General features: G+C 70.1%; 27 protein-coding genes. 10 read left to right on the top strand and 17 right to left on the bottom strand.

The genetic code is table 11. The annotated features are described in order from the left end of the window. Nucleotides 1-194 precede the first annotated feature (194 nt). Nucleotides 195-857, top strand: coding sequence for a hypothetical protein (locus HRF36_RS02185; protein ID WP_173205530.1), 663 nt, complete (start codon nucleotides 195-197; stop codon nucleotides 855-857). A gap of 48 nt (nucleotides 858-905) precedes the next feature. Here the strand turns inward: HRF36_RS02185 and rfbA are convergent, their stop codons facing one another. Beyond that, nucleotides 906-1,769 carry a glucose-1-phosphate thymidylyltransferase RfbA gene (gene rfbA, locus HRF36_RS02180; protein ID WP_173205527.1) on the bottom strand — a complete coding sequence of 288 codons (864 nt, stop codon included), beginning with the start codon at nucleotides 1,767-1,769 and terminating at the stop codon, nucleotides 906-908. Between the two features lies 1 nt (nucleotide 1,770). Then, nucleotides 1,771-2,382 carry a dTDP-4-dehydrorhamnose 3,5-epimerase gene (locus HRF36_RS02175; protein ID WP_173205524.1) on the bottom strand — a complete coding sequence of 204 codons (612 nt, stop codon included), beginning with the start codon at nucleotides 2,380-2,382 and terminating at the stop codon, nucleotides 1,771-1,773. Between the two features lie 133 nt (nucleotides 2,383-2,515). Here HRF36_RS02175 and rfbB point away from each other — a divergent pair, with 133 nt between their 5' ends. The 3 genes from rfbB to HRF36_RS02160 are packed head-to-tail and all read left to right on the top strand — an operon-like array spanning nucleotide 2,516 to nucleotide 5,503. Further along, nucleotides 2,516-3,499 (top strand): dTDP-glucose 4,6-dehydratase, encoded by a 984-nt coding sequence (rfbB, locus tag HRF36_RS02170; protein ID WP_173205521.1) that lies wholly within the window; start codon nucleotides 2,516-2,518, stop codon nucleotides 3,497-3,499. Further along, nucleotides 3,499-4,389, top strand: coding sequence for a dTDP-4-dehydrorhamnose reductase (gene rfbD / locus HRF36_RS02165; protein ID WP_173205518.1), 891 nt, complete (start codon nucleotides 3,499-3,501; stop codon nucleotides 4,387-4,389). The genes rfbB and rfbD overlap by 1 nt, the downstream gene beginning before the upstream one ends. Beyond that, a complete protein-coding gene (locus tag HRF36_RS02160) occupies nucleotides 4,364-5,503 on the top strand; it encodes a glycosyltransferase family 1 protein (RefSeq protein WP_173205515.1) in 1,140 nt (379 codons plus the stop codon). The genes rfbD and HRF36_RS02160 overlap by 26 nt, the downstream gene beginning before the upstream one ends. 37 nt (nucleotides 5,504-5,540) lie before the next feature. Here HRF36_RS02160 and HRF36_RS02155 read toward each other — a convergent pair whose 3' ends face one another. The 7 genes from HRF36_RS02155 to HRF36_RS02125 all read right to left on the bottom strand — a co-directional run bounded on the left by HRF36_RS02155 (nucleotide 5,541) and on the right by HRF36_RS02125 (nucleotide 11,808). Next, the gene (locus HRF36_RS02155; protein ID WP_173205512.1) at nucleotides 5,541-6,884 is read right to left on the bottom strand and encodes an LCP family protein; all 1,344 of its coding nucleotides are present in this window, start codon (nucleotides 6,882-6,884) and stop codon (nucleotides 5,541-5,543) included. Beyond that, nucleotides 6,881-7,417, bottom strand: a complete 537-nt coding sequence (gene purE / locus HRF36_RS02150; protein WP_371739968.1) for a 5-(carboxyamino)imidazole ribonucleotide mutase — start codon at nucleotides 7,415-7,417, stop codon at nucleotides 6,881-6,883. Before purE ends, HRF36_RS02155 begins: the two co-directional genes overlap by 4 nt. Before the next feature lie 17 nt (nucleotides 7,418-7,434). Continuing rightward, on the bottom strand, nucleotides 7,435-8,574 hold the full coding sequence (locus HRF36_RS02145; protein ID WP_173205510.1) for a 5-(carboxyamino)imidazole ribonucleotide synthase: 1,140 nt from the start codon (nucleotides 8,572-8,574) through the stop codon (nucleotides 7,435-7,437). Further along, nucleotides 8,571-9,047 (bottom strand): hypothetical protein, encoded by a 477-nt coding sequence (locus HRF36_RS02140; protein ID WP_173205507.1) that lies wholly within the window; start codon nucleotides 9,045-9,047, stop codon nucleotides 8,571-8,573. Before HRF36_RS02140 ends, HRF36_RS02145 begins: the two co-directional genes overlap by 4 nt. Before the next feature lie 95 nt (nucleotides 9,048-9,142). Next, entirely contained in the window at nucleotides 9,143-10,447 is a 1,305-nt protein-coding gene (locus tag HRF36_RS02135) for a UDP-glucose/GDP-mannose dehydrogenase family protein (protein WP_173205504.1), read from the bottom strand. Between the two features lie 28 nt (nucleotides 10,448-10,475). After that, on the bottom strand, nucleotides 10,476-11,024 hold the full coding sequence (locus HRF36_RS02130; protein ID WP_371739967.1) for a PH domain-containing protein: 549 nt from the start codon (nucleotides 11,022-11,024) through the stop codon (nucleotides 10,476-10,478). Between the two features lie 4 nt (nucleotides 11,025-11,028). Beyond that, entirely contained in the window at nucleotides 11,029-11,808 is a 780-nt protein-coding gene (locus tag HRF36_RS02125; protein WP_173205498.1) for a biotin--[acetyl-CoA-carboxylase] ligase, read from the bottom strand. Between the two features lie 106 nt (nucleotides 11,809-11,914). Between HRF36_RS02125 and HRF36_RS02120 the strand changes: the two genes are divergently transcribed. After that, on the top strand, nucleotides 11,915-13,528 hold the full coding sequence (locus tag HRF36_RS02120) for an acyl-CoA carboxylase subunit beta (protein WP_173205495.1): 1,614 nt from the start codon (nucleotides 11,915-11,917) through the stop codon (nucleotides 13,526-13,528). Then, nucleotides 13,525-13,803: an acyl-CoA carboxylase epsilon subunit gene (locus HRF36_RS02115; RefSeq protein WP_173205492.1), complete on the top strand. Its 279-nt coding sequence runs from the start codon at nucleotides 13,525-13,527 to the stop codon at nucleotides 13,801-13,803. Before HRF36_RS02120 ends, HRF36_RS02115 begins: the two co-directional genes overlap by 4 nt. Before the next feature lie 281 nt (nucleotides 13,804-14,084). On the opposite strand, the gene HRF36_RS02110 is transcribed toward HRF36_RS02115, so the two are convergent. The 4 genes from HRF36_RS02110 to HRF36_RS02095 form a co-directional block, all read right to left on the bottom strand. Next, nucleotides 14,085-15,131, bottom strand: coding sequence for a hypothetical protein (locus HRF36_RS02110; protein WP_173205489.1), 1,047 nt, complete (start codon nucleotides 15,129-15,131; stop codon nucleotides 14,085-14,087). Continuing rightward, nucleotides 15,128-16,435 (bottom strand): sensor histidine kinase, encoded by a 1,308-nt coding sequence (locus HRF36_RS02105; protein WP_173205486.1) that lies wholly within the window; start codon nucleotides 16,433-16,435, stop codon nucleotides 15,128-15,130. The genes HRF36_RS02110 and HRF36_RS02105 overlap by 4 nt, the downstream gene beginning before the upstream one ends. Next, nucleotides 16,425-17,135, bottom strand: coding sequence for a response regulator (locus tag HRF36_RS02100; RefSeq protein ID WP_371740044.1), 711 nt, complete (start codon nucleotides 17,133-17,135; stop codon nucleotides 16,425-16,427). The genes HRF36_RS02105 and HRF36_RS02100 overlap by 11 nt, the downstream gene beginning before the upstream one ends. A 71-nt stretch (nucleotides 17,136-17,206) precedes the next feature. Next, on the bottom strand, nucleotides 17,207-18,448 hold the full coding sequence (locus tag HRF36_RS02095) for a class I SAM-dependent RNA methyltransferase (RefSeq protein WP_173205480.1): 1,242 nt from the start codon (nucleotides 18,446-18,448) through the stop codon (nucleotides 17,207-17,209). A gap of 26 nt (nucleotides 18,449-18,474) precedes the next feature. On the opposite strand from HRF36_RS02095, the gene HRF36_RS02090 reads away from it, so the two are divergent. The 4 genes from HRF36_RS02090 to HRF36_RS02075 all read left to right on the top strand — a co-directional run bounded on the left by HRF36_RS02090 (nucleotide 18,475) and on the right by HRF36_RS02075 (nucleotide 23,605). Next, on the top strand, nucleotides 18,475-19,164 hold the full coding sequence (locus HRF36_RS02090) for a nucleoside triphosphate pyrophosphatase (protein WP_173205476.1): 690 nt from the start codon (nucleotides 18,475-18,477) through the stop codon (nucleotides 19,162-19,164). A gap of 79 nt (nucleotides 19,165-19,243) precedes the next feature. Continuing rightward, nucleotides 19,244-21,001 (top strand): biotin carboxylase N-terminal domain-containing protein, encoded by a 1,758-nt coding sequence (locus HRF36_RS02085; protein ID WP_173205473.1) that lies wholly within the window; start codon nucleotides 19,244-19,246, stop codon nucleotides 20,999-21,001. Nucleotides 21,002-21,062: 61 nt separating this feature from the next. After that, a complete protein-coding gene (locus tag HRF36_RS02080; protein ID WP_173205470.1) occupies nucleotides 21,063-21,896 on the top strand; it encodes a purine-nucleoside phosphorylase in 834 nt (277 codons plus the stop codon). Then, nucleotides 21,893-23,605: a phospho-sugar mutase gene (locus tag HRF36_RS02075; RefSeq protein WP_371739966.1), complete on the top strand. Its 1,713-nt coding sequence runs from the start codon at nucleotides 21,893-21,895 to the stop codon at nucleotides 23,603-23,605. Before HRF36_RS02080 ends, HRF36_RS02075 begins: the two co-directional genes overlap by 4 nt. 90 nt (nucleotides 23,606-23,695) lie before the next feature. Here the strand turns inward: HRF36_RS02075 and HRF36_RS02070 are convergent, their stop codons facing one another. The 4 genes from HRF36_RS02070 to HRF36_RS02055 all read right to left on the bottom strand — a co-directional run bounded on the left by HRF36_RS02070 (nucleotide 23,696) and on the right by HRF36_RS02055 (nucleotide 26,994). Further along, nucleotides 23,696-23,968: a PTS sugar transporter subunit IIB gene (locus HRF36_RS02070; protein ID WP_173205467.1), complete on the bottom strand. Its 273-nt coding sequence runs from the start codon at nucleotides 23,966-23,968 to the stop codon at nucleotides 23,696-23,698. 24 nt (nucleotides 23,969-23,992) lie between these two features. Further along, complete coding sequence (locus tag HRF36_RS02065; protein WP_173205464.1) at nucleotides 23,993-24,439, bottom strand: PTS sugar transporter subunit IIA; 447 nt, start codon at nucleotides 24,437-24,439, stop codon at nucleotides 23,993-23,995. A gap of 2 nt (nucleotides 24,440-24,441) precedes the next feature. After that, the gene (locus tag HRF36_RS02060) at nucleotides 24,442-25,563 is read right to left on the bottom strand and encodes an adenosine deaminase (protein WP_173205461.1); all 1,122 of its coding nucleotides are present in this window, start codon (nucleotides 25,561-25,563) and stop codon (nucleotides 24,442-24,444) included. A 135-nt stretch (nucleotides 25,564-25,698) separates the two neighbouring features. Further along, nucleotides 25,699-26,994, bottom strand: coding sequence for a thymidine phosphorylase (locus tag HRF36_RS02055; protein ID WP_371739965.1), 1,296 nt, complete (start codon nucleotides 26,992-26,994; stop codon nucleotides 25,699-25,701). Nucleotide 26,995: the final 1 nt, after the last annotated feature.

The following is a 26,995-nucleotide window of genomic DNA, read 5'->3' as shown; positions in this document are numbered from 1 at the left end:
GTGCCCGCCGGATCAAGGCCATCCCTCGGGAACGCGCGTGGCAGCGCGTCATCGGCGGGCTCCTCACGGAGGGCATCCGGGTCGTCGGCACGGCGTCATGGGCCAGGCCCGGAGACGACGCGATTCCTGTCGTGGTCTGCCTCTGGAACAGGCCGGATCGCGCCGCTGAGGTCACGCGAATGCTTCGTGCGCAGGTGACGAACCGTCCGATCCGCCTGCTTCTCTGGAACAACAACCCGGCGGACGCCGAGACCTACCGCGCCGTGGCGCGAGACGGTGCCGGTGACAGCCTCGCGAGCATCGATCTCTACGACAGTCCGGTCAACATCGGAGGGCTTGCACGATTCGTGGCCGCGCGCCTGGCCGTCAACGGCGGCTATCAGGGTCCCATCGTCATGTTGGATGACGACCAGGACGTGTCGGTGGACTTCATCGAGGAGCTCCTGGCCGACTACGAGCCCCGATCGGTCGTGGCGTGGTGGGCATTCAGCCAGCACGGTTCCTATTGGCGTCGAGCCGAGATCGATCCCGGCACGGCCGCCGATCATGCCGGAACGGGTGGAACGGTCTACGACTCCGAACTCGTGACGGACGACCGCTTCTTCGCCCGGCTACCGAGACGCTTCGCGTTTCTCGAAGATCAGTGGATGTCGTTCGCGGCACACCAGAAATCCTGGCGAGTCGTCAAGGCGTCGACGCACATCGAGCTCGTGTCCGAAGAGCTCAACCAGTACCACGGACTGAAGCCCCTCAAGGACGAGTTCTTCCACGAGCAGCGGCAGCAGAGACGCGGCTCACTCTGGGGCCCACCGCGTGTCCGGCCGAGCTGGAGACGTGGCCGCATCCGAGGCGCCTGACCCACCGCGACCTCCCCGACCGAGGAGGTCAGCGAGGTCCGGTGCCGGTCAGACGGCCAGCAGGTTCTGCAGGTAGACGCCGTAACCGCTCTTGGCCAAGGGCGCTGCGAGGTCGGCCAGGTGCTCGTCGTCGATCCAGCCGTTGCGCCAGGCGATCTCTTCGATGCAGCCGATCTTGTGCCCTTGACGGTCCTCGATGACGCGGACGTACTCTGACGCCTGCATCATCGACTCGAAGGTACCGGTGTCGAGCCAGGCCGTGCCACGATCCAGCACCTGGACCTGGAGGTCGCCGGCGTCGAGGTAGCGCTCGTTGACGGTGGAGATCTCGAGCTCACCACGGGGGCTGGGCTCGATCGTCTTGGCGATCTCGATGATGCGGTTGTCGTAGAAGTAGAGCCCCGGCACGGCGTAGTTGCTTTTGGGCACCGCAGGCTTCTCTTCGATGGAGACCGCTTTGAAGGCCTCGTCGAACTCGACCACTCCGTAGGCCTTGGGGTCCGATACGTGGTAGGCGAAGATGGTCGCACCCTGGACGTCAGCGTTCTTCTTGAGGTTCGACCCCAGTCCCACGCCGTGGAAGATGTTGTCTCCGAGGACGAGCGCGACCGAGTCGTCGCCGATGAAGTCCTCGCCGATGATGAAAGCCTGCGCGAGGCCGTCCGGTGACGGCTGGACCGCGTACTCGATGCTCATTCCGAGATGCGAACCGTCGCCGAGCAGGGCCCGGAACTGGTCGTTGTACTCGGGGGTCGTGATGACCAGAACCTCGCGGATGCCTGCCATCATCAACGTCGACAAGGGGTAGTAGACCATCGGCTTGTCGTAGATCGGCATGAGCTGCTTCGAGATGCCTTTGGTGATGGGCCAGAGGCGGGTGCCCGAACCCCCGGCCAGGATGATGCCTTTCACGTCAGATCGCCTTTCCGTCGAGGGACGCGTAGTACGTCCGCATGTCGTCCCACGTGGGGAGGAGGCCTGCCGATGCCGCCTCGGCGAGCGAAGGGGCCTCGGTGTCCTTCGGCGAGAGGAGCGGCTCGCCTGCTTCGGACGGGAAGACGAGACCGATCTGGGCATCCAGCGGGTCGATGCCGTGCTCGCGCTCGGCATTGAAGGTGTCGGTCACGAGATAGCTCACGGTCGCGTCGTCGGTGAGGGCGACGAAGGCGTGCCCCAGCCCTTCGGCGATGTAGATGGCACGGCGGTCGGTGTCGTCGAGGAGGACGGTGTCCCACTGGCCGTAGGTCGGAGACCCGACGCGGATGTCCACCACGTAGTCGAGCACGGCGCCGTGCGTCGCGGTGACGTACTTGGCCTGGCCGAGAGGGACGTCGGCGAAGTGGATGCCGCGGACGACGCCCCGCTTGGACACCGACGTGTTCGCCTGGCGAAGGTCGATCGAGTGCCCGACGACCTCGGCGAGCTTGTCGAAGCGGTACCACTCGAGGAACACTCCCCGGTCGTCACCGAACTGCTTCGGCGTGATCTCGTAGCTGTCTGGGATCTTCAGTTCGCGGATCTGCACCCGGGCATCCTACCGGCCCGCCCGGTTCCGCACGTCTCCGAGCGGCCACGGGGCGCGCCTCGGGTCAGCAGAGGCGGCAGGCGCCCTCCGCTAACATGGACCGACCGCCTGCGATCGACCCCAAGGGACCACTGTGAAAATCCTCGTCACCGGCGGAGCCGGCTTCATCGGCTCCAACTTCGTCCGCCGTACGCTCGAAGACTCCTACCCGGGCCTCGAGGGGGCCGAGGTCGTCGTCCTCGACGCGCTGACCTACTCGGGCAACGAGGCCAATCTTTCGAGCGTGGCCGACTCGCCCCGCTACACCTTCGTCAAGGGCGACATCCGCGACGGCGCCCTGCTCGACAGACTCTTCCCCGAGGTGGACGCGGTCGTCCATTTCGCAGCCGAGTCGCACGTCGACCGCTCCGTCCGTGACGCGTCGATCTTCGTCGAGACCAACGTGCTCGGCACCCAGCAGCTGCTCGACGCCGCCCTGCGCAACGACCTGAAACGCTTCGTCCACGTCTCGACCGACGAGGTCTACGGCTCCATCGCCGAGGGTTCGTGGGCGGAGGACCGCCCTCTCGAGCCGAACTCGCCCTACTCCGCCTCGAAGGCCGGCAGTGACCTGCTCGCCCGCAGCTACCACCGCACCCACGGGCTGAACGTCTCGATCACGCGCTGCAGCAACAACTACGGCCCGTACCACTTCCCCGAGAAGGTCATCCCGCTCTTCGTGACGAACCTGATCGACGACGTGCACGTCCCGCTCTACGGCGAGGGGAACAACATCCGCGACTGGCTGCACGTCGACGACCACACCCGCGGCATCGCCATGGTCCTCGTCAACGGCCGCGCCGGAGAGATCTACAACATCGGCGGCGGCACCGAACTCACCAACAAAGAGCTCACCGAGATGCTCCTCGAGGCCACCGGCAAGGACTGGAGCTACGTCGATCGCGTCCAGGACCGCCTGGGCCACGACCTGCGATATTCCGTCGACATCTCGAAGATCCGCGACGAGCTCGGCTACGAACCCCAGGTCCCCTTCGAGAAGGGACTCGCCGACGTGGTCCAGTGGTACCGCGACAACCGCGAGTGGTGGCAGCCGCTCAAAGAGCGCGCTGCTCTCTGATGGCCGGCGCCCAGAACACCAAGTACCTCGTCACCGGCGCCCGGGGCATGCTCGGGACCGACCTGCTCGAAGCGCTCTTCGGGCGTGACGTGACCGTTCTCGGCCGCGCCGACCTCGACGTGACCGATCGAGACGCCGTCTTCTCCGCGGTCCAGGGGCACGACGTCGTCATCAACTCCGCCGCCTACACGGCCGTCGACGCCGCCGAGACCGACGAAGAGGCCGCACTGGCCGTGAACGGCACCGCAGCAGGCCTGCTGGCCGAGGCCACCGCCTCCGTCGGGGCGAAGCTCGTGCAGATCTCGACCGACTACGTCTTCGACGGCGTCGCGACCGAGCCCTACCCCGAAAACGCCCCGGTCGCCCCGGTGAGCGCCTACGGCCGTACGAAGGCAGCGGGCGAGAGGCTGGCTCTGACCGCGAACCCCGAGGGCACCTACATCGTGCGCACGGCCTGGCTCTACGGAGCGCACGGCGGAAACTTCGCGAAGACCATGGTCAAGCTCGCGGCGTCGCACGACACGGTCAAGGTGGTCGACGACCAACTGGGTCAGCCGACCTGGACGGCCGACCTCGCGGCGCAGATCGTCGCCCTGCTCGACTCGGACGCACCCGCAGGGGTCTACCACGGGACGAATTCAGGCCGTGCGAGCTGGTTCGAGTTCGCCCAGGCCGTCTTCGAAGAGGCCGGACTCGACGCTGCTAGGGTCGAGCCGACGGACAGCTCGGCGTTCGTGCGCCCCGCTCCGCGGCCCAGCTACAGCGTCCTCGGCCACGACGCCTGGGAACGCGCCGGGCTGAAGCCCATGCGTCCGTGGAGAGAAGCGCTGGCCGAAGCCGCGAGCAGGGGAGTGTTGCAGACCGATGACCACGCTGCGAGTAGTCGTTGATCAGATCCTCGCTCCCATTCCGGGCGGCATCGGGCGATACACCGAAGAACTGACCCGAGCCCTCGTCGAGACCGCCCCCCGCGGCTGCGAGGTCGAGGGGGTCGTGGCGGCCCACCCCCAGACCGACTACGACCGGTTGGCCGATCTTTTGCCCGGTCTCTCCCACGTGGCCAAATCACCCCTCGGCCGCCGTGAACTCGCGGTGGCGTGGCAAGGCGGTCTCCTCGGTCTACCCGGCCGCGGCATGGTCCACGCGACGAGCCTCTTCGCCCCGCTCTACCGACACGACCGGGCACTCGACCCGGGGACGCAGACCGTCGTCACGATCCACGACACGGTGCCGTGGACCCACCCCGAGACCCTCACCCCTCGGGGTGTCCGCTGGCACAAGGCCATGACCAAGCGGGCCTTCAAGCACGCCGACGGCGTGGTGGTGCCGACCCACAGCGTCGCGCGCGAACTCGCCGAACTCTTCCCCTTCGGGGACCGCCTTCGCGTCATCGGCGGGGCGGTGAGCCCCAAACTGGCCGTTCCGGCGGACTCCGACGAGGTCGCCGACTCCCTCGACCTGCCCGAGCGCTACGCACTCAGCGTCGGCACGCTCGAACCACGCAAGGGCATCGAGCCACTCATCCAGGCTCTCGCACACCCGGACGCCCCCGACCTGCCGTTGCTGATCGTCGGGCCCGAGGGGTGGGGAGACGTCAAGGTGGCCGACCTGGTGGCCGCCGCCGGCCTACCCGCCGACAAGGTCCGCACCATGGGCTTCGTGTCGGACGAACAGCTGGCGGTGCTGCTGCAGCGAGCCTCGGTCTTCGTGTTCCCCAGTCTCGCCGAGGGGTTCGGGTTACCGGTCGTCGAAGCCTTCAGCCTCGGCACGCCCACGATCGTGTCGGACGCCCCGGCCCTGCTCGAGGTCGCGGCGGACGCGGCGGTCAGCGTGGCCCGAGACGACGCAGCGGGCTACCCCGAACGCCTCGCGCAGGCCATGTTCCAGGTCGTGTCCGACGTCGAGCTGTCCACCCGGCTCGGCATCGCCGGCATCGATCGCGCCCGGGCCTTCAGTTGGCGGGACTCGGCCGACAAGGTGTGGCAGCTGCACGCCGACCTCTGAGTCACCGGTCACGCGCCGCCCGACCGCTGGTCCGTCGTCAGGGTGCGGTGGCCGCCGTGGTCGCTTGGGCGACAGCCGCCCGCATCGCGTCGTAGTCGGGATAGACGTTGTCGTAGGTCGGCGGGACGAGCTCGAGACTCGTGATCTGCTGCGACTTGGCCTTGACGGCCAGATCGACGAAGGCGGCCAGGGCACCCTGCGGGATGTCGGTGTCGACCGTCTGAACGCCCGCCGCCGCGACGGCCTGGAACTTCGACAGCACCGTCGCCGGCTGGAACTGCGAGAGCAGAGCCTGCTGGACCTCTCGTTGACGAGCCATGCGGTCGTAGTCGCTCGTGCCGTGCCGCGCCCTCGCGTACCAGAGTGCGTGGTAGCCGTCGAGCTTCTGCTCGCCGGGTTCGATCCAGCCGTCGACGTTGATCGGCTGGCCGTTGCGGTCGACACCCCCGTTGATCGGGATGCGCTGCTGCACGTCCACCTGGATGCCACCGAGGGCGTCGATCAGGTCGACGAAGCCCTGCATGTCGATCAAAGCGTAGTACTGCACCGTGAGGCCCGTGATGCCCTCGACGGCGTCGCGCATGGCCTCGACCCCCGGGTTGCTGCCCTTCGACTCGGCGTCAGGGTAGAGATCGGGGTGTTCTTCCCCGTAGGTGTACAAGAAGCTCACGAGACAGTCGTCGCCACAGTCGTACCCGTCGGGATAGTCGCCGTAGAGGGGTGATCCCGCGACGAAGGGCGCGTCGTAGAGGTTGCGGGGAATGCCGACGATCGTGGTCGCACCGGTCTCGGCGTCGATGCTCGCCACCGAGATGCTGTCGGGACGCAGACCGGTGCGGTCCGATCCGGCGTCGCCGCCCAGCAACATGATGTTGTAGCGACCGTCGACGGGAGGCGCGGCGTCGGCCTGGGACGTGAACAGACTGTTGAGCAGACCGTGCTGCACCCCGGCGAGATAGGCACCGTAGGCGGCAGGCCCGACGGTCACCACCATCAGCAGCACCATGGCCCCGGCGAGCAGGCCCCTCGCCGAGGGGTTCGTCCGGACGATCCGGGCCAGCCGCAGGGTGTCGACGGTCAGCACCACCCACAGCACCGCGTAGTACGCGAGGAAGATCTGGACGACGGTCAAGGCGACGACGTTGGTCGCGATCTCGATCAGGGGTGAGCGGAACGCGAACGCCAGCACGATGACCACGATCGCGACCGCCCAGAAGACCAACGTGGAGGCCAGTCCCCACCGGCCGAGTCGGCGACTGCCCGCGAGCACCTGCGCCGAGCCCGGCACGACCACGTTGAGGAGGACGAGCACCCACGCCCGCTTCGTCATGAAGGGCTCGGAGGTGACGTCCGGATGACGGACGGGCAGGGACGTGCTCACAGCGATCGACGAAGGTCGGTGTTCTTCTGCTCGACCAGCTCGGTGAGCGACTCGGCGTGCCGGGCCAGGCGCTCGGAGATCACGGGGTCGTGCGTGCCGATGATGCGTGCCGCCAGGAGACCGGCGTTCACGGCACCGCCGATCGAGACCGTCGCGACGGGGATGCCGGCGGGCATCTGGACGATCGAGAGCAGGGAGTCGAGGCCGTCGAGCTTCGCCAGGGCGACCGGTACACCGACCACGGGAAGGGTCGTCACGGAGGCGATCATGCCCGGCAGGTGAGCCGCTCCCCCGGCCCCGGCGATGACGACGGACAGTCCTCGACCGGCAGCGTCTCGACCGAAGGTGATCATCTTGTCGGGCGTGCGGTGCGCCGAGACGACCTCGACCTCGTGCGGGATGCCCAGCTCGGACAGGATCGTCGACGCGCCCTGCATCGTCGGCCAGTCGCTGTCGGAACCCATGACGATGGCGACCTTCGCGGGCACGGCGGGGTCGTTCGGGCGCACGTCGGTGCTCTTCGGGTCGGACACGGACTAGAGGATAGCCGTCAGTCGGTGAAGAACTCGACAGCGGCGCGCGCCCGGAAGACGGCCTCGTCGAGGTCGTCACCGACCACCGTGACGTGCCCGACCTTGCGACCCGGCCGGGGGTCCTTGCCGTAGTCGTGCACCTTGACCGCCGGCTGGTCGGTCATGAGGGCCGGAAGACGGTCGGCCATCGACCCCGTCGACGGTCCGCCCAGCACGTTCAGCATGACGCTCCACGGCCGGTGCGGGGTCGTGTCGCCGAGGGGCAGGTCGAGCACGGCCCGGAGGTGCTGCTCGAACTGGCTCGTCGTCGAGCCGTCGATCGTCCAGTGTCCGGTGTTGTGGGGCCGCATGGCCAGTTCGTTGATCAGGAGGCGCTCGTCGGTCGTCTCGAAGAGCTCGACGGCGAGGACGCCCGTGACACCGAGCCGTTCGGCGACCGTCCGGGCGATCTTGTCGGCCACGTCGGACAGCCGACCGGCGCTCGACGGCGCCGGAGCGAACACCTCGGAGCACACGCCGTCCCGCTGGACGGTCTCGACGAGGGGCCAGGCCACGACGTCTCCGCTCGGCCGCCGGGCCACGAGTTGCGACAGCTCACGCCGGAACTCGACGAGCTCCTCGGCCAGGAGCGCGCCTCCGTTGCCGTCCTCGGCCAGGGCCCCGAACCAGTCGTCGGCGTCGTGGGCGGCCGAGACCACCCTGACACCTTTGCCGTCGTAGCCCCCACGAGCCGTCTTGACGACCGCGCGACCGCCGTGGTCGGCCAGGAAGGTCTCGAGTTCGGCTGCGTCACGGACGGCGGCCCAGTCGGGAACGGGCAACCCGAGCTCGGAGAGCTTCTGACGCATCACGATCTTGTCTTGCGCGACGGCCAGGGCGGACGGGCCGGGATGCACGCGCACGCCCGCGTCGACGAGGGCGGCGAGGACGAACTGGGGGACGTGCTCGTGGTCGAACGTGACGACGTCGACGGTCCGGGCGAACTCGAGGACGACGTCGACGTCGTGGTAGTCGCCCACGCGGGTCGCGGCCAGCCGAGCCGAACCACCTTCGGCCTCGGCCAGGACGCTGATCTCGATGCCGAGATGCACCGCGGGCGGGATCATCATCCGGGCGAGCTGGCCGCCGCCCACCACGCCAACACGGAGCGCCGTCATCGGACGACCGCCCCGCTCAGCTGCGGCGAGTCCGGCGTGCCACCGACCACGCACCGATAGGTGACGTTGGCGACGCCGACGTCACCGCCGGTGTACAGCCCGGCGACGTCGATCGTGCGTCCCGTCGAGCCCTGGACGAGAATCTGGGACGACCGGTCGTTCCAGGTGTAGTCGGCCCCCTGCGACCTCGTGGCCTCGTTCCGGCAAGCGTCGTAGGCACGCGCATCCGTCCAGCCGTCGGCCTGGTCGGCCGGAACGGGCACGGGTGTCTCGGCAGCGTCGACAGGGTCGTCGGCCGGCACGGTCGGGGCGGTGGTCTCGGCCCCCGTGTCGGGAGCCGACGGCGACGCGGTCGACGTCGGGCTGAAGCTCGACACCGTCGGCGCGGGGTCGTCGTCACCACTGGTGCAGGCGGAGAGGGTGAGGGTCAGAGCCCCGGCGGTCAGCACGGCGATGAGAGCCCGGTTCGTCATGTCGTCATCGTAACGGTGGCACTCGAGGGAGGAGGACGGACGTGCCGGAGGCGCGGCCGAGGACCGTCCGGAGCCCGCCTCGTCCGCCAGGTCGTCTACGGCCGCCCGAGCGCCCGGAACTCGAATCCGGCATCACGCCACTCGGCGGGCTCGAAGACGTTGCGGGCGTCGACGAGGCGACGGCCGGAGACCAGCGCGGCGACCTCGGCCGGTCGGAGCGCCTTGAACTGCTTCCATTCGGTGAGGACCAGGACGAGCTCGGCCCCGCGGAGCGCGCTCGGGACGTCGTCGACGTAGCTGAGGTCGGGGGCCAGCCGGGCTGCCGTCTCGTTGGCCTCGGGGTCGTGGACCACCACGTCGGCGCCCGCGGCATGGAGTCGGCGGGCGACGTCGAGTGCCGGCGAGTCGCGGACGTCGTCGCTGTCGGGCTTGAACGCCACGCCGAGGACGGCGACGCGCGCACCGCGCACCTCGCCGAGCAGCTCGCCCGCGAGATCGACGACGCGGTCGCGGCGGCGCAGGTTGACGGCGTCGACGTCGGCGAGGAAGTCCAGGGACTCGAGCCCCAACTCGCGCGAACGCGCCCGGAACGCCCGGATGTCTTTCGGCAGGCATCCGCCACCGAAGCCCAGGCCTGCGTTGAGGAACCGCCGGCCGATGCGGGCGTCGTGCCCGATGGCGTCGGCGAGTTGGGTCACGTCGGCGCCGGTGGCCTCGGCGATCTCGGCCATCGCGTTGATGAACGAGATCTTGGTGGCGAGGAACGCGTTGGCCGAGACCTTCACCAGTTCGGCCGTCGCGTACCCGGTCACCAGGCGAGGCGTGCCCGTGGCGAGCGCGGTCGCGTAGACCTCGTCGAGCACGGCCGTCGCACGGTCGCCGGCGTCGCCGGAGGGCACACCGTAGACGAAACGATCGGGCGCGACGGTGTCGGCGACGGCGAATCCCTCTCGCAGGAACTCGGGGTTCCACGCCAGGTCGGCGCCGGAGGAGGCGCGGACCAGGTCGGCGAGTCGGCTCGCGGTGCCGACCGGCACGGTGGACTTGCCCACCACGAGGTCACCGTCGGCGAGGTGGGGCAACAGACCGTGGACGGCCGCGTCCACATAGGTCAGGTCGGCCGCGTCGCTGCCGGCCGTCTGAGGCGTACCCACGGCCACGAAGTGCACCTGTGACCCCGCGGCGTCGGCCGGGTCGGTCGAGAACCGCAGACGCCCCGAGTCGAGGGCCCGACGGAGCGCTTCGGGCAGACCGGGTTCGAAGAACGGCGCGTGACCCGACGAGAGCATCTCGATCTTGCCGGGATCGACGTCGATACCGACCACCTCGTGTCCGAGGTCGGCCATGCACGCGGCGTGGACGGCTCCGAGGTAACCGCAACCGATGACAGAGATTCGCATTATAATATCCTATATCACGAGCGCCGGGTCAGACGACCCGATCGTCGCCCCATGAGGTGGTGTCGGCGTGTCCGACGGACTGTTCGTGTTGGCGGCGCTGCGCCACGCTGTTGAGGTTCGACTCCATCAGGTCGTGCAGGGTCGACTGGACGAGGTCGGCCGTCGGAACGTCCCAGAGGACGAGCGGGCGGTCGAGACCGGTGTTGATCAGCACGTCGCCGCTGCGGAACGCGCTCTGGATCGAGTTCTTGCGCACGGTCAGGTCGTAGCCGCGACTGTGCAGGAGTTCTTGGCGGGTTCGGAGGAACAGCCCCTTGCGGACGACCAGACGTCGTGAGGTGACGACGTAGCGCTTGCCGAGCCAGATCAGGACGGGGATCAGCCACAGCAGCACGATCAGGGCCAGGGCCGCGCCCAGCACGACGTAGTTCTGCCAGGCGGCCTCGAAGCGGCCGCCGAAGTAGCCTGCCGCCGCGCAGACGCCGACGAGGGCGAGAGAGGGCAAGAACAGGACGCGGGCGTGAGGTCGCAACCGCGCGACCACGTACTCGGTCGGCTGCGGTCCGTCGGTGTTCACAGACTCATTCATACCGCAGATGTGTGACGTCACCGGAAGCGACGGCCGTCAGCCCGCCCGTCGACGCGGAACGGACCACCAGTCGACCCGCCTCGTCGACGTCCACCGCCTCGCCGACCAGTGCCGCGCCTCCCGGGAGTTCGACTCGGACCTCGCGCCCGAGCGTCGCGCAGTCCGCACGCACCAGCGCCTGGGCACCACTCGCCGCCGCATCACCGCGGGACGCGGCGAGGTCACCGACGAGCCGGGTCAGGCCCGAGACCCACGACGACAGCACGACGTCGGCGAGCTCGAGGGCCGTCCCCCGGGCGCCGTGCAGTCCCAAGGACGTCGAGGTCGGCGTGGGCAGCTCGTCCCCGGGAACCGTCAGGTTGACCCCCGCGCCGACGACCACGGCACTCGCGTCGGGCCGCAGCTCGGCGAGCAGGCCGCAGACCTTGTCGCCGTCCACCTGGACGTCGTTGGGCCATTTCAGCGTCACGTCTCCGCTCTCGACCACGCGCAGGACGGAGGCACGCATCGCGACCCCGGCGAGGAGCGGCACCCAGCCCAGCGACTCGATCGGCAAGTCGCCACGATGCAGGAGCACGCTCGCTGCGAGGGACCGGCCGGGCACGGACTCCCACCGCCGGTCGAGCCTCCCCCGGCCGGCGGACTGGTCGAGCGTCAGCCAGGTCGCCAGGTGCGGCTCGTCGACGGCGGCGAGCAGGTCGGCGTTGGTCGACCCCGTGGACTCGAGCACCACGAGGTGGGGGCTGACGGTCGCGCTGAGGGGGAAGGCCATCGGCTCAGCCTAGGGGGCCGCGTTGAGGAGTCCTACGACGTCCGAGGACGTCCACGCGTGGAATCCTCCAACGGGAGGCCGGAAGGCCATCAGTAGAGTGAAGCGCGTGACTCCTGACTCCGCGCCCCTCTCCGACGCCGCGCCCGACCTGCACACCACCGCGGGCAAACTCGCCGATCTCAAGGCCCGCTATCACGAGGCCGTGACGGCGAGCGGCGAGGCCGCGATCGCCAAACAACACGCCAAGGGCAAGAAGACGGCCCGCGAACGCATCGACGAGCTGCTCGACCCGGGCTCGTTCGTCGAGCTCGACGAGTTCGTCCGTCACCGCACGCACGCCTTCGGCATGGAGGCCAAGCGTCCTTACGGTGACGCGGTCGTCACGGGCACGGGCACGATCCACGGTCGTCAGGTGGCGGTCTACTCGCAGGACTTCACGATCTTCGGCGGCTCGCTCGGCGAGGTCGCGGGCGAGAAGATCATCAAGGTCATGCAGCTCGCGTTGAAGACCGGGGTGCCGATCATCGGCATCCTCGACTCGGGCGGGGCCCGGATTCAAGAAGGCGTCGTCGCCCTCGGCAAGTACGGCGAGATCTTCCGGCTGAACACGGCCGCATCGGGGGTCATCCCCCAGATCTCGTTGATCATGGGTCCGGCGGCCGGAGGCGCGGTGTACTCCCCGGCGCTGACCGACTTCGTGATCATGGTCGACAAGACGAGCCACATGTTCGTCACCGGACCGGACGTCATCAAGACCGTCACGGGCGAGGACGTCGGCTTCGAGGAACTCGGCGGGGCGCTGACCCACAACAAGGTCTCCGGCGTATCGCATTACCTGGCGAGCGACGAGGACGACGCCCTCGACTACGCCAGGACGCTGCTCTCGTACCTGCCCGACAACAACCTCGCCGATCCGCACGTCTTCGACGTCCCCGTCGAACTCGAGACGACCGACCACGATCGCCAGCTGAACACCCTGATCCCCGACAGTCCGAACCAGCCCTACGACGTCATGACCGTCATCGAACACGTCGTCGACGACGGCGAGTTCCTCGAGGTCCAGCCGCTGTTCGCGCCCAACATCGTCGTGGGCTTCGGCCGGGTCGAGGGCCGCCCGGTCGGCGTCATCGCCAACCAACCGTCGGCCATGGCCGGCACGCTCAACATCGAGGCCGGCGAGAAGGCCAGCCGCTTCGTGCGCTTCTGCGACGCCTTCAACATCCCCATCCTCACGCTCGTCGACGTGCCCGGCTACCTGCCCGGCACCGACCAGGAGTGGACGGGCGTGATCCGCCGAGGAGCGAAGCTGCTCTACGCCTACGCCGAGGCCACCGTCCCGCTCGTCACGGTCATCACACGAAAGGCCTACGGCGGTGCGTACATCGTCATGGGGTCGAAGCAACTGGGTGCCGACATCAACCTCGCGTGGCCGACGGCCGAGATCGCCGTCATGGGCGGCCAGGGCGCGGTCAACATCCTGTACCGCAACGAGATCAAGGCGGCGGCCGAAGCCGGCGAGGACGTGGCGGCCGTGCGCACGCGACTCGCGAACGAGTACACGTACAACGTCGCGAGCCCCTTCCTCGCCGCCGAGCGAGGCGAGCTCGACGGTGTCGTCGAACCCGCGGCGACCCGGGTCGCCGTGATCAAGGCACTCCGCGCCCTCAGGACGAAGCGGGCGACGTTGCCGCCGAAGAAGCACGGGAACATCCCCCTGTGAGCGGGCGGCACGCGGCCGAGTCCCCGGATGCGACCGACACACCCCGCGACGCGGGCGACCAGGCGGAGGCTCCGCTGTTGAGGGTCGTCGCCGGAGACCCGAGCCCCGACGAGCTGGCGGCGGTGACGGCGCTGCTCGCCGCGGTCGAGGCCGCTCGTGCCGGGTCGGCAGGGACGACGTCCCGCCCCCGTTCGTCGGCCTGGACCCGTTCGGCTCGCGCACCTCGTCCGGCGATCGTCGCCGGAGACGGCCGCTGGCGCGGTTTCTCGGGCTGAGGAGCCTCGAACAGGGGTAGACGAAGTCATCCTCCCCCACCTGTCCCCCTAAATGACGACTGCACGAGCGTCGACGACCGGCCATAGTTACACGTGCTAGGTGTCTCTCAGAGTCACACCACCGAGCAGGAGCCGACCAGGGTAAGCGGGCTCCAGCCCGGGGGGAGTCAGGGCGACATTCGGGTTGCCGCCCTGACTCAGGGTCTCGGAAGGGCCGGACGATCGTCCGGCCCTTCTTCCGTCCTCGCCGGGTTGGTCGATCCCGTGGGTTCGACGGACCCTCAGGGCGCGGCGCGAGGGATCTGCAGCCAGAGCTGGACCTCGTCGCCGTCGTCGTCCTCGTCCGCGTCGGCCGAGACACCCCGACCGAGCGCGCTCGACGAGAGGTCGGCGGAGCCGAGCCCGACCACCGTGACGGCGTCGTCGCCGCCTCCCTGGACCGTCCGGACGACGATGCGGTCGGCGACCGAGTCGCGCAGGGCAGCCGCGAGCACCGCGTGGACCCGTCGCAGGTCCCCCGGCCCGAGGTCGTCGATGCCTCCTTCGTCGAGCAGGCTGACGACCGCGCCGCGCCGGCGTGCGGCCATGACCTCGTGACGCACGTCGTCGTCGAGGAGGCGGCGTCCTCGGATCTCGTCCCGGATCGCGCCCTCGAGGTTCAGGCACTCCTGCCGTTCGGTCGAGGTCAGGTCGCCGTGTCGTCGGACGATCGTCTGCAGCATCGGGCGTGCCGTCCGCCCTGTCTGCAGCAGGCGGTACTGGCGCTCGTTGACGTGAGCCTCTTGGGCCGCCTGCCAGTCGGCCGCCTCGTGCTCGGCCAGGATGAACTCGCGCGTCTCACGTCCGGCGCGCGTGAGCGTGCTCGACATGGCATGGCTGAAGGCCACCCAGACCACGCTCCCGACGATGCCGAGGTCGGCGATCTCGGCGGGGCCGGCCCACACCAGGCCGTGCACCGCCATGAAGCCGGCGCCGAGCCACGCGAATCCCTGTCGTCGGCGCGTCGACACGATCACCATCAGCGTGCCGACCGCGGCGACGTACCAGGTCGCATAGCCGTTCTTGACCGACGGATCGAGCTGCGAGGTGACCACGAGAGGGAGGACGATGCTGACCGCCAGCGCGAACGAGGCCATCCAGACGGGCATGATGACGTGGCCTCCGGGCCAGAGCGCCGTGACGGTGGCGGCCGCGTAGAGGACCATGCAGGCGACGACGGGCATTGGGTCGGCGAAGCGGTCCAGCGACACGGCGGCCAGGACCAGGTGGTAGGCCGAGAAGACCGCGGCGAGCGAGACGATCAACCACCGAGGCACGGAGACCCTCACCGCGAACCCCCTGCAACGCCCGTCTCGTCGGCGCGATCGGGCGACCGGTCGGGGGCCTCGCTCCCGTCCGGGAGAGCGTCGACCGGCCACCGCAGCCGCACGACGGTGCCCTGCCCCGGTGACGAGTCGATGGTGGCCAGCCCCCCGGCGTTGTTGAGTCTCTCGTGGATCGACACACGGACCCCGAGGCGTTCCGTCGGCACGGAGGCCGGCTCGAACCCCCTGCCCGTGTCTCCGACCTCGACGGTGGTCAGGCCCCCGGCGTCACGGTCGATGCCGACCCACCGGCTGACTCCGGGCCCGTGGCCGGCGTGTTGTGAACTGTTGACGAGGGCCTGCACCGTGGCCGAGTAGAGCGCCTCGGCGGCGGTGGACGGGACGGCCTCGCCCTCGATCGATCCCCGCTGCACCGACACCACCACCCCCAGATCGGCCACGGCGGCCTCGATGCGGTCGACCATGCTCACGAGCGTGGTGTCCGACTCGTCGAACGGCGTGGTGCTCGCCGCGGCCGAGAGATGGGACATGGCGTTCCGGGCCATGTTGGTCGACAGCTCGCGTTCCTCGGGCGACCACGCCCTGGCCGCCTGGATGAAGGTCGTGAGGACGCTGTCGTGGACGATGGCGTCGACCTCGACCCGCTCGAGCTCGGTGGCGTGCTCGCGGATGGCCTCGGAGTACCGTGCGACGGCGGTCGCCTGGGCCTGATCGACGTTCGCGGCCGCCTGGCGCAGGATCACCACGAGGATCAGCACGGCGCCGCCGAGAAGGATCGCGTAGACGGAGTCGAGGGTCGCGCGCTGAGGCGAGACCGCCCCGCCCGACGGCGTCAGACGGATGAAGCCGTAGACGGCCGGTGCCACGAAGAGGTATCCCGTGGCGATCCAGGTGGAGAACGCGGAGGCGGCCGATGCGGTGGCGACCGTGCACAGGTACCACAACCACGGCACGCTCGACTGGATCTCGCTGGGGTCGTCGACCGCGAGGGGCCAGGTGACCAACGCGATGAGGTACGCGATCGCGACGAACGCCTCGACCGTCGTCACGCCTCGCTGGACGAGGCTCGCCACGGCGAGCGCGACGAACCCACCGAACATGGCCACGCCGATGGCCCAGGCCCAGGCGATCTGCATGTCGTCGACCTGACCGATCATGCCCGGGAGCGCCTGGAGTCCGAAGACCAGTCCGGCCGCCGCGATGATGCGCCCCAGCACCTTGTCGAGCAGGGCACGGCTGATCGGGTTGCGCGGGGGCCGGAGCGCCCCGAGTGGGTTCGGGTGGCTCAGCCGACCCTCACCGGCCATCGCCGCCGTCCGCATCGAGACCCGGCAGGATGCCGTCCTCGACGGCACGACGCAGTAGATCGACCTTGGTGGGTGCCGGACGGCCGACCTCGACGTACTTGACGCGGATGCGATCGAGGTACTCGCGAGCCGTCGAGTAACCGATACCGAGCTGCTGGGCGGCGAGCTTCAGAGGCAGGCCCGAGGCGTAGAGGTGCAGGATCTCGCGCTCACGTCGGCCGAGTTGGGCCTTGGCGAAGTCGCGGTCGGCGTCGATCGCGCTCGCCCACTCGAGGTTGTTGAGCACGTCCCCCCGTGCGACGGTGGCGACGGCGGCCATGACGGTCTTCGTGGCGGAGGACTTCGGGATGACCCCGGCCGCGCCCGCGGCGAGCGCCTCGCGCACCGACGCCACCCGGTCGGCGATGCTGTGGACGAGGACCGCCGATCCCGTGGCCTGGACCCGCTTGACGTTCTCGGTCACGGTCGACCCGTCGCCGAGCGACAGGTCGAGCACGACCACGTCGACCTCGCGGCCGGCGAGGTTCTCGACGAACTCCTGCACGCCGGCCGCGGTGAGGATCACCTCGAAGCCCTCGTTCTGGCAGGCGGCCTGGATGCCGAGCCGCACCGACTCGTGGTCGTCGACGACGGCCACCCGCACGGGCGCGGTCGGGCGGGGGGCAGTGGGGGTCTCGGTCGTGAGGTCTGACACGGTGATCCTTCGGTCGGCGTGTGCCCTGGTCCCTGAACCCCGGGCGTGCACGGGGTACATCGTAACCGGCTCGCGGCTCAGGCAGGCAGCAGGCGCACGACCGTCTCGACGTGGTGCGTGTGGGGAAAGAGGTCGTACGCCTGCAGGGCGTCGAGCGCGTACCCGCGTTCGGCGAAGAGAGCGATGTCGCGGGCCAAGGCGACCGGGTCGCACGCGACATAGACGACCTGGGCGGGGCGCAGCGCCGCGATCTCGGACACCACGTCACGGCCGGCTCCCGACCGGGGCGGATCGAGCACGATCGTCGCGGCGGCGAGACGCTCGCGCTCGGCCTCGCTCGCCTGGGACGCGGTCTGCCTCAGCCACCGCTCGACGCGTCCGGTCACGGCCGCCGCACCGATCCACTCGGCCAGGTTCTCGGACGCGTGCTCCGTGGCCCGCTCGTCGCTCTCGACACTCGTGATGCGCGTCCCGGCACCGAACCGGTCGCCCACGGCGGCGGCGAGGAGGCCGACCCCGCCGTAGAGGTCGAGGTTGGCGGCCTTGGGATCGAAGCGCTCGGGGTCGATCATGGTCTGCACGGCCGTCGTGAGCGTGGCGGCGGCCTCACGGTGCACCTGCCAGAACCCACCGTCGTCGAGGCGGAACTCACGGTCGCCGACGATCTCGGTGATGGTCGACCGGGCCTGCCGTCCGATGATCAGTCGCGCGCCTCCCACGCTCGGGGCGACGACGTCGACGTGCTCTTCGCCCGGGAAGGCGTCGCCCAACGGCGCCACCTCGGCGACCTCCGGCGAGGCGAGCGGCAGGTCGGGCACGTGCACGACCCGGTGCGAGCGCGCCGCGTACTGACCGGGACGCCCCTCGGCGTCGAGGTGGAGGCGCAGGCGCGTCCGCCACCCGATGCCGCCACGCTCGTCGTCGCCGGGCAGCGCCTCGACCGTGACCCTGTCCTCGGCGTCCGTGACGCCGCCCATCCGGATGAGTGCGTCGACGACCACGCGGCGCTTCAATTCGCGCTGATGGGCGAGCTCGACGTGACCGAACTCGGCCCCACCGGCACGGTCGGCCGGATCGACCTCGAGGGCGGCGGCGCCCCACACGTGAGGTCGGCGGTGTCCGCTCGCCTCGAGGACGCTCACCGTGTCGGCTCGCCAGAACGCCTTCTTGCGATCGTCCGTGATGCGCGCCACGACCGTCTCGCCGGGCAGGGTGTCGGTGACGAACACCACCCGCCCGTCGAGTCGGGCCACCGAGATGCCCCCGTGTGCGATGCCCGTCACGTCCAGTTCGACCTCGCGGCCCAGCATGTCTCCCATGCGTCGAGTCTGACAGGCTGGACGGCATGACCGTCCCGCTCTACCTGGCCAGCACCTCCCCCGCCCGACTCGCCCTGCTGCGCGCGGCCGGCATCGAGCCGGTGCTGATCAGCCCCGGAGTCGACGAGGAGGCGGCGGTCCGGGCCGAGGCGGGCCGTCTCGGCCGTGAGCTCACGGCGAGCGAGACGGTGCAGCACCTCGCCCGACTCAAGGCCGAAGCCGTGCTCGACACCGTGATCGACGGCCGTCCCCTCGACGGTCTCGTGCTCGGCGGCGACAGCGCCTTCGAGTTCGACGGCGAGGTCCACGGCAAACCTCACGAGGCCGCGCTGGCACTCGATCGGTGGCGCCGGATGGCCGAGGTCGGTCACGGCACCCTCTGGTCGGGCCACTGGCTGGTGGACCACCGTGGCGGCGCTCCACGTGCCACGGCCGAGAACCCCGAAGGAGGCGCGGGCAGGGTCGCGAGCGCGTCCCTCACCTTCGCCGACGACCTCGACCCCCGCGAGCTCGCGGCCTACGTCGAGACGGGCGAGCCGCTCGAGGTCGCGGGAGCCTTCACGATCGACGGACGGGCCTCCGCGTTCATCACCCACATCGAGGGCACGCCGAGTGCCGTCGTGGGCCTCTCCGTACCCGTGCTGCGGTCGCTCGTGCGGGGCTTCGGCGTGCCGTGGCACGAACTGTGGACCTCGCCGACCGCAGGGGCTTTGTAGGTTCTGCCTCGCCCCTCCTGGTCCTTTTTGTGCACGTCAGCCAAAGGCAGCTGCGAGGCGCGCAATAGGGTGGGGGACTATGCCGCGTATCAGCAAGGTCCTCATCGCCAACCGTGGAGAGATCGCCGTCCGCGTGATCCGGGCCGCGCGTGACGCCGGAATCGGCTCCGTGGCGGTGTACGCCGACCAGGACCGCGACGCCCAGCACGCCCGCCTCGCCGACGAGGCCTACGCCCTGGGCGGCACCACGAGCGCCGAGACCTACCTGGTCATCGACAAGATCCTCTCGGTCGCCCGCCGCTCGGGCGCCGACGCCGTGCACCCGGGCTACGGGTTCCTCGCCGAGAACGCCGACTTCGCCCGGGCCGTCCAGACGGCCGGCCTGGTCTGGATCGGCCCGTCGCCCGAGGCCATCGAGCAGCTCGGCGACAAGGTGTCGGCACGCCACATCGCCGAGCGCGTCGGGGCCCCGCTCGCCCCCGGCACCCTCAACCCCGTGTCCGACGCCGACGAGGTGCTCGAGTTCGTCGACCAGCACGGACTGCCCGTCGCCATCAAGGCGGCCTTCGGCGGCGGCGGGCGCGGGCTCAAGGTCGCCCGCACCCGCGACGAGGTCCCCGAGCTGTTCGACTCCGCCACCCGCGAGGCCGTCGCCGCCTTCGGGCGCGGTGAGTGCTTCGTCGAGAAGTACCTCGACCAGCCGCGCCACGTCGAGACCCAGTGCCTCGCCGACGCCCACGGCAACGTCGTCGTCGTGTCCACCCGGGACTGCTCGCTGCAACGCCGACACCAGAAGCTCGTCGAAGAGGCCCCGGCACCGTTCCTGACCAACGAGCAGACCGCGAAGCTCTACGAGTCCTCGAAGGCGATCCTGCGCGAGGTCGGCTACGTGGGCGCCGGTACCTGCGAATTCCTCATCGGCAAGGACGGCACCGTGTCGTTCCTCGAGGTCAACACGCGACTGCAGGTCGAACACCCCGTCTCCGAAGAGGTGACCGGCATCGACCTGGTCCGCGAGCAGTTCCGCCTCGCCGAGGGCGGCGTGCTCGAGTACGGCGACCCCGAGGCCCGCGGCCACTCGTTCGAGTTCCGCATCAACGGCGAAGACGCCGGTCGCGGTTTCATGCCCGCCCCCGGCCCGATCCACGTCTTCCGAGCCCCGGGCGGCCCCGGCGTCCGGGTCGACAGCGGCGTCCAGGCCGGTGACGAGATCAGCGGGTCGTTCGACTCGCTGCTCGCCAAGCTGATCGTGACCGGCTCGTCGCGCGAGGACGCTCTCGAGCGCTCGCGCCGCGCCCTCGCCGAGTTCGAGGTCGCCGGTCTGCCGACCGTGCTGCCCTTCCACCGCGCGATCGTCGACGACCCGGCCTTCGCGCCCGCCGGCGGCGAGCCGTTCTCGATCTACACCCGCTGGATCGAGACCGAGTTCGACAACACCATCCCCGCCTGGAGCGGCGAGGCCGAGGCCCCCCGCCCGGTCGACGAACGCGACACCGTCGTGGTCGAGGTGGGCGGGAAGCGACTCGAGGTCTCGCTGCCGGCCGGTCTCGGGTCACGCACCGCGCCTCCTGCGGTCGCTCCGAAACGCCGGGGCGCACCCCGGTCGTCGGTGGTGACCGCTACCGGTGCCGAGGTCAAGGCACCCATGCAGGCGACCGTCGTCAAGCTCGCCGTCGAGGCGGGCCAGCAGGTCGTCAAGGGCGATCTCGTGCTCGTGCTCGAGGCCATGAAGATGGAACAGCCCGTCGCCGCCCACCGCGACGGCACCGTCTCGGGCATCGCGGCCGTCGTCGGCGAGACCGTGTCGTCGGGTCACGTCCTGCTCAGCATCGACTGACCCGCACGACGGGCCCCTCCGCGACCGGGGTGGCGGGTCGGCAGACCCTAGAGTGGACGCCATGTCTGAGACCACCACGCACCCACTCGACGACCGCGCAGCCGACCCGTTCGAGGTCGCCCGCACCGCCGCCGCCGAGATCGCCGAGAAGACCGGCGTCGCCCGGCACGACATCGCCTTGACCCTGGGCAGCGGCTGGGCCAAGGCCGCCGACCTGATCGGCGAGACCGTCGCCGAGGTCCCGGCGACCGAGATCACCGGCTTCGCGGCGTCGGCCGTCGTCGGGCACACGAGCTCCATCCGGAGCATCGCCCTGCCCTCGGGCAAGCACGCCCTGGTCATGGGCGCCCGGACGCACTACTACGAGGGCCACGGCGTCCGGCGGGTCGTGCACGGCGTCCGCACGGCCGCCGCGACGGGTGCGACGACGATGATCCTGACGAACGGTGCCGGCGGCATCAAAGAGACCTGGAAGCCCGGCACACCCGTGCTGATCAGCGACCACATCAACCTGACGGCGGACTCGCCGCTCGAGGGTGCCACGTTCATCGACCTGACCGACCTCTACTCGTCACGCCTGCGCGACCTCGCGCGCGGCATCGACTCGAGCCTCGACGAGGGCGTGTACACGCAGTTCCGCGGGCCTCACTACGAGACCCCCGCCGAGGTCCAGATGGCCAAGGCCATCGGCGGACACATCGTCGGCATGTCGACGGCCCTCGAGGCCATCGCCGCGCGTCAGGCCGGCATGGAGGTACTCGGGATGTCCCTCATCACGAACCTCGCCGCGGGCATCCAGAAGACCCCGCTCAGCCACGCCGAGGTGCTCGAGGCCGGGCGCGACGCCGAGACGAAGATCAGCGATCTGCTCGCTCGCATCGTGGCGGCCCTGTGAGCGGCGACGTGACGGGGTCCGGCACCGCCGGCGCGTCGGCATCCGCCCTCGACCAGCTCCTCGCGACGGCCACGGCCTGGCGCGACCAGGACCCGGACGACGAGACGCGCGACGAGCTCGACCGGCTCCTGAGCCGGGCCGGGTCCGACGACTCCGACGCCTCGGCCGAACTCGCCGACCGCTTCGCCGGTCGTCTGCAGTTCGGCACGGCCGGCCTGCGCGGCGCCCTGGGATCGGGTTCGAATCGCATGAACCGCGTCCTCGTGGCCCAGGCCGCGGCCGGCTTCGCCGCGTTCCTGCTGGGCCGCGAGTCGCACCCCTCGATCGTCATCGGCTACGACGGGCGCAAGAACTCCGACGTCTTCGCACGCGACACGGCCCAGATCATGGCGGCGGCCGGCGTCGCCGCGACCATCCTGCCGCGCGCCCTGCCGACCCCGGTGCTGGCGTTCGCCGTGCGTCACCTCGACGTCAGCGCGGGCGTCATGGTCACCGCCAGCCACAACCCCCCGCAGGACAACGGCTACAAGGTCTACCTCGGCGGCGTCGACGCCGGGTCGCAGATCGTGTCGCCCGTCGATGGAGAGATCGCGGCCGAGATCGAGAAGGCGGCGCAGTCCTCGGTCGCCGAGCTGCCCCGCTCCGACGACTATCGCGAGGCCGGCGACGACCTCGTCATGGAGTACGTCCGTCGCACCGCCGCCGTGGCCGGCACGGCGGCAGCCGGTGACCAGCCGCGCGTCGTCTACACGGCCCTGCACGGCGTCGGGTGGGAGGTCGCCCGTCGAGTGTTCGCCACCGCGGGCTTCGCCGAACCGATCCCGGTCAGCGAGCAGAGCGCGCCCGACCCCGCGTTCCCGACCGTGGCCTTCCCCAACCCCGAAGAGCCCGGCGCCATGGATCTCTCGTACGCCACGGCCGACCGCGTCGAGGCCGACCTGGTCATCGCGAACGACCCCGACGCCGACCGGCTCGCGGTCGCGATCCCCGTCGACGGCGGATGGCGTCGACTCAGCGGCAACGAGGTCGGCTCCCTGCTCGGCTGGCGCGCCGCCGAGCGCGCACGGCGGGACGACCGCGACGGCACGCTCGCCGCGAGCATCGTCTCCTCCCCCGCCCTCCGCGAGATCGCCCGCGTGCACGGACTGGACTACGTCGACACCCTGACCGGCTTCAAGTGGGTCTCCCGTGTCGGGGGGCTGATCTACGGCTACGAGGAGGCTCTCGGCTACCTGGTGGACCCCGACGTCGTGCGCGACAAGGACGGCATCTCGGCCGCGGTCGACCTGCTCGCCCTCGCGACCGAGCTGCACTCCGCCGGGTCGAGCCTGGCAGAGCACCTCGTCGCCTTCGACGAGCGGTTCGGGGCGTACGCCTCGTCGCAGATCTCGATCAGGGTCGACGACCTCGCCACGATCACCGCGCTCACGACCCGCCTTCGGCAGCACCCGCCCGCCACGATCGGCTCGCACCGGGTCGACCGGATCGACGACTTCCGGGACGGGTTCGGGTCGTTCCCGGCGGGTGACGTGTTGCGCTACTGGCTGACCGACGGCTCACGGGTCATCGTCCGCCCGAGCGGTACCGAGCCGAAACTCAAGGTCTACATCGATGCGTCGAGCACCGAGGGTGACGCCGTCGCTCGTCGGGACGCCGCCGAGGCGGCCGTCGCCGACCTCGACTCCGGCATGCGCGCCCTGCTGGCGTGACCGTCGGGCGGTGACCGCCCATCCGACGCGAGAGACCCCGGAGGCGCGAGCTGCGCCTCCGGGGTCTCTCGCTGTCGTGACCGGCCGCGCTCAGCCGAGCGACTTCTGGAGCTTCTCGGTGAGCTCTGCCTGGTCGAAGTGGTTCTGGATCACGATGACGTCGGCGAACGTCGAGCCGATCGCCTCGACGAACTCGGCCGAGGTGAGGATGACCTGCGCGTCGTCCCCGATCGAGGCGATCGAGCCGATGTCGGCGGCGACCACCTCCGCCTCGATGTCGAGCCGGGCCAGGACCCGCTCGGCGTTGACCTTGAGGATTCCGCTGCTGCCGATGCCGGCGCCGCAGATGGTGACGATCTTCATGGGGTTGTCTCGATCTGTGGGGGATCAGGCGGGGACGCCCATCAACCGACGAACCTCGTCGACCGAGGTGGCGGCCGCGAGGGCGGGGATGACGGAGGCCTCGTTGAACACGTTGGCGAGGTCGGCGATCGATTCGAGGTGGCCGCCGACCGTGACGATGGCGAGACCCAGGACGACGCTGACGGGATCGTTGTGCGGGTGCCCGAAGGGTACCGGCTCGGCCAGAGTCACCACCGCGAGACCGTCGCGGACGACGTCGTCGCCCGGGCGGGCGTGGGCGAGCACCAGGCCGGGTGCGATGACCACGTAGGGGCCGTGCTCATCGATCATGCGCACCATCTCGTCGCCGTAACCCTCTCGGGCGGCGCCGGAGTCGACCAGCGCGTGCCCCGCGACCCGGACGGCGTCGCGCCAGTCGGCGACCCGGGCACCGATGACGACCGCCTCGTCGGGCAGCGGAGGAAGCGCCATGCTCAGACCCCCTCGAAGCCGGCGGTGATGCGGTCGGCCAGCGCCTCGCGGTCCTCGAGCGGCAGGAAGCACGACGCGGCGGCGTTGAGCTGGAACGTCTCGTGGTCGTCGAGGTCGTAGTCGAAGGCCTGGCCGAGCAAGGCGAGTTCTTTGCAGAGACTCGTGTCGCTCATGAGGCGGTTGTCGGTGTTGACCGTCACGCTGTACCCGAGTTGGTACAGGAGGTCGAAGGGGTGGTCGTCGAGGTCTGGGCCCCAGGCGGCGACGGCGCCGGTCTGCAGGTTGGACTGCGGCGACAGCTCGAGGGGGATCTCGCGGTCGCGCACCCACGAAGCGATCGGCCCGATCTCGACCGTGGAGGTCGAGCCCTTGCTGGCGACGACGCGGATGTCTTCGGCGATGCGCACGCCGTGCCCGAGGCGGAGTGCTCGCCCGTCGATCAACGCCCCCCGGATGCTGTCGAGCCCGTCGGCCTCGCCCGCGTGCACCGTGACCGGCATGAACTCGCGGGCCAACAGGTCGAACGCGACCTTGTGATCGGCGGCCGGGTACCCCTCTTCGGGCCCGGCGATGTCGAAGGCCAACACGCCGTTCTCGCGGTGCCGGACGGCGAGCTGCGCGATCTCGAGCGAGCGCTCGCCCTGGCGCAGAGCGCTGAGGATCTGCCCGACCGAGATTTCGTACCCGTCGGCGGCGAGTGCTCGAGCGGCCGACGCGAAGCCGGCCTGCACGGACTCGACCGCCTGGTCGAGCGTGAGCCCCTGTCGCTGGTGCTGCTCGGGTGCCCAACGGACCTCGGCGTGGACGACGCCGTCGGCGGCCAGGTCGAGGACGAACTCATGGGCGACACGGGTCAGCTGGTCGGCGGTCTGCATGACCGCTACCGTCAGCTCGAAGGTCGCGAGGTAGTCCACGAGGTTGCCCGAGTCGGCGCTCTCGACGATCCACCGGCGGAGCGCCTCGGGTTCGGAGGCCGGGAGGTCGATCCCGGCCTCGACCGCGAGGTCGACGATGGTCTCGGGTCGCAGGCCCCCGTCGAGGTGGTCGTGCAGCGACACCTTGGGCAGGGCCGCGAGGCGCGGTCCCCCGTTCGGCAGCCGGTAGTCCTTGTCGGGAGCGCTCATGCTCCCAATCTACTAGCGGTCGGGGTGACGACTCTGGACGCGCGCCACGAGACGGGTGGGCTCGTCACGAGAACCGGCACCGCGCCTCCTGGACGGAGGCGCGGCGCCGGCGGTACGTGCGCCGAACGGGTCCGGTCAGCCGATCCGCTCGGCGACGATGGTGCGCGCCGCCGGCGCCTCGTCACCGATCGTCCACGCGCCGTCGACGGCCTCGAGGGCACGCTCGAAGCGGCCGGGCTCGTCGGTGTGCAGCGTGAACAGGGGCTGCCCCTCGGCGACCCGATCACCAGGCTTCGCGTGCAGCTCGATTCCGGCGGCAGCCTGCACGGGGTCCTGCTTGCGGGCGCGACCGGCGCCGAGGCGCCAGGCACCGATGCCGAACGGAAGCGCGTGTTGCTCGGTCAGGTAGCCCGTGCTGCCGGCGGTGACGACGTGCGTCTCGCGGGCGGTCGGCAGCGCGGCGTCGGGATCGCCGCCCTGGGCGCGGATCATGCGCTTCCAGGCGTCCATCGCGCGGCCGTCGTCGAGGGCGGCCTCGACATCGGCGTCGGGTCGGCCCGCGAGGGTCAGCATCTCGCGGGCGAGGGCCACGGTGAGCTCTCGGATGTCGGCCGGGCCCCCTCCGGCGAGGGTCTCGACCGACTCACGCACCTCGAGGGCGTTGCCGATGGTCAGACCGAGCGGCACGTTCATGTCGGTGAGCAGAGCCGTCGTCGCCACCCCGGCGTCGGTGCCGAGGTCGACCATGGTGCGGGCCAGCTCACGCGACCGCTCGATGTCCTGGATGAACGCGCCCGAACCAAATTTGACGTCGAGGACCAACGCCGCGGTCCCCTCGGCGATCTTCTTGCTCATGATCGACGACGCGATCAACGGGATGGCCTCGACGGTGCCCGTGATGTCGCGAAGGGCGTAGAGCTTGCCGTCGGCCGGTGCCAGGCCCGAACCGGCGGCGCAGACCACGGCGCCGCTGTCGGCCATGATCTCGCGCATGCGCTGGTTCGAGATCGACGCCTGCCAGCCCGGGATCGACTCGAGCTTGTCGAGCGTGCCCCCGGTGTGGCCGAGGCCCCGGCCCGAGAGCTGGGGCACTGCGACACCGAACGACGCGACCAGAGGCGCCAGCGGCAGGGTGATCTTGTCGCCGACGCCACCGGTGGAGTGCTTGTCGACGGTCGTCTTGCCGAGCCCGGCGAAGTCCATCGTCTCGCCCGACCGGATCATGGCCATGGTCATGTCACGGATCTCACGACGCTCCATGCCGTTGAGGAAGATCGCCATGGTCAACGCCGACATCTGCTCGTCCGCGACGTAGCCGCGCGTGTACGCGTCGATCAACCAATCGATCTGTTCGGTGCTGAGGGCGTCGCCGCCCCGCTTGACGCGGATGAGGTCGACGGTGTCGAACGGTTCGACGGCGTTCTGGGTCACG

The organism is Frigoribacterium sp. VKM Ac-2836 (assembly GCF_013248995.1).
Classification (GTDB): Bacteria; Actinomycetota; Actinomycetes; order Actinomycetales; family Microbacteriaceae; genus Frigoribacterium.
Note: the sequence above shows the minus strand (reverse complement) of the source record. Positions and strands in the feature narration are given on the sequence as shown.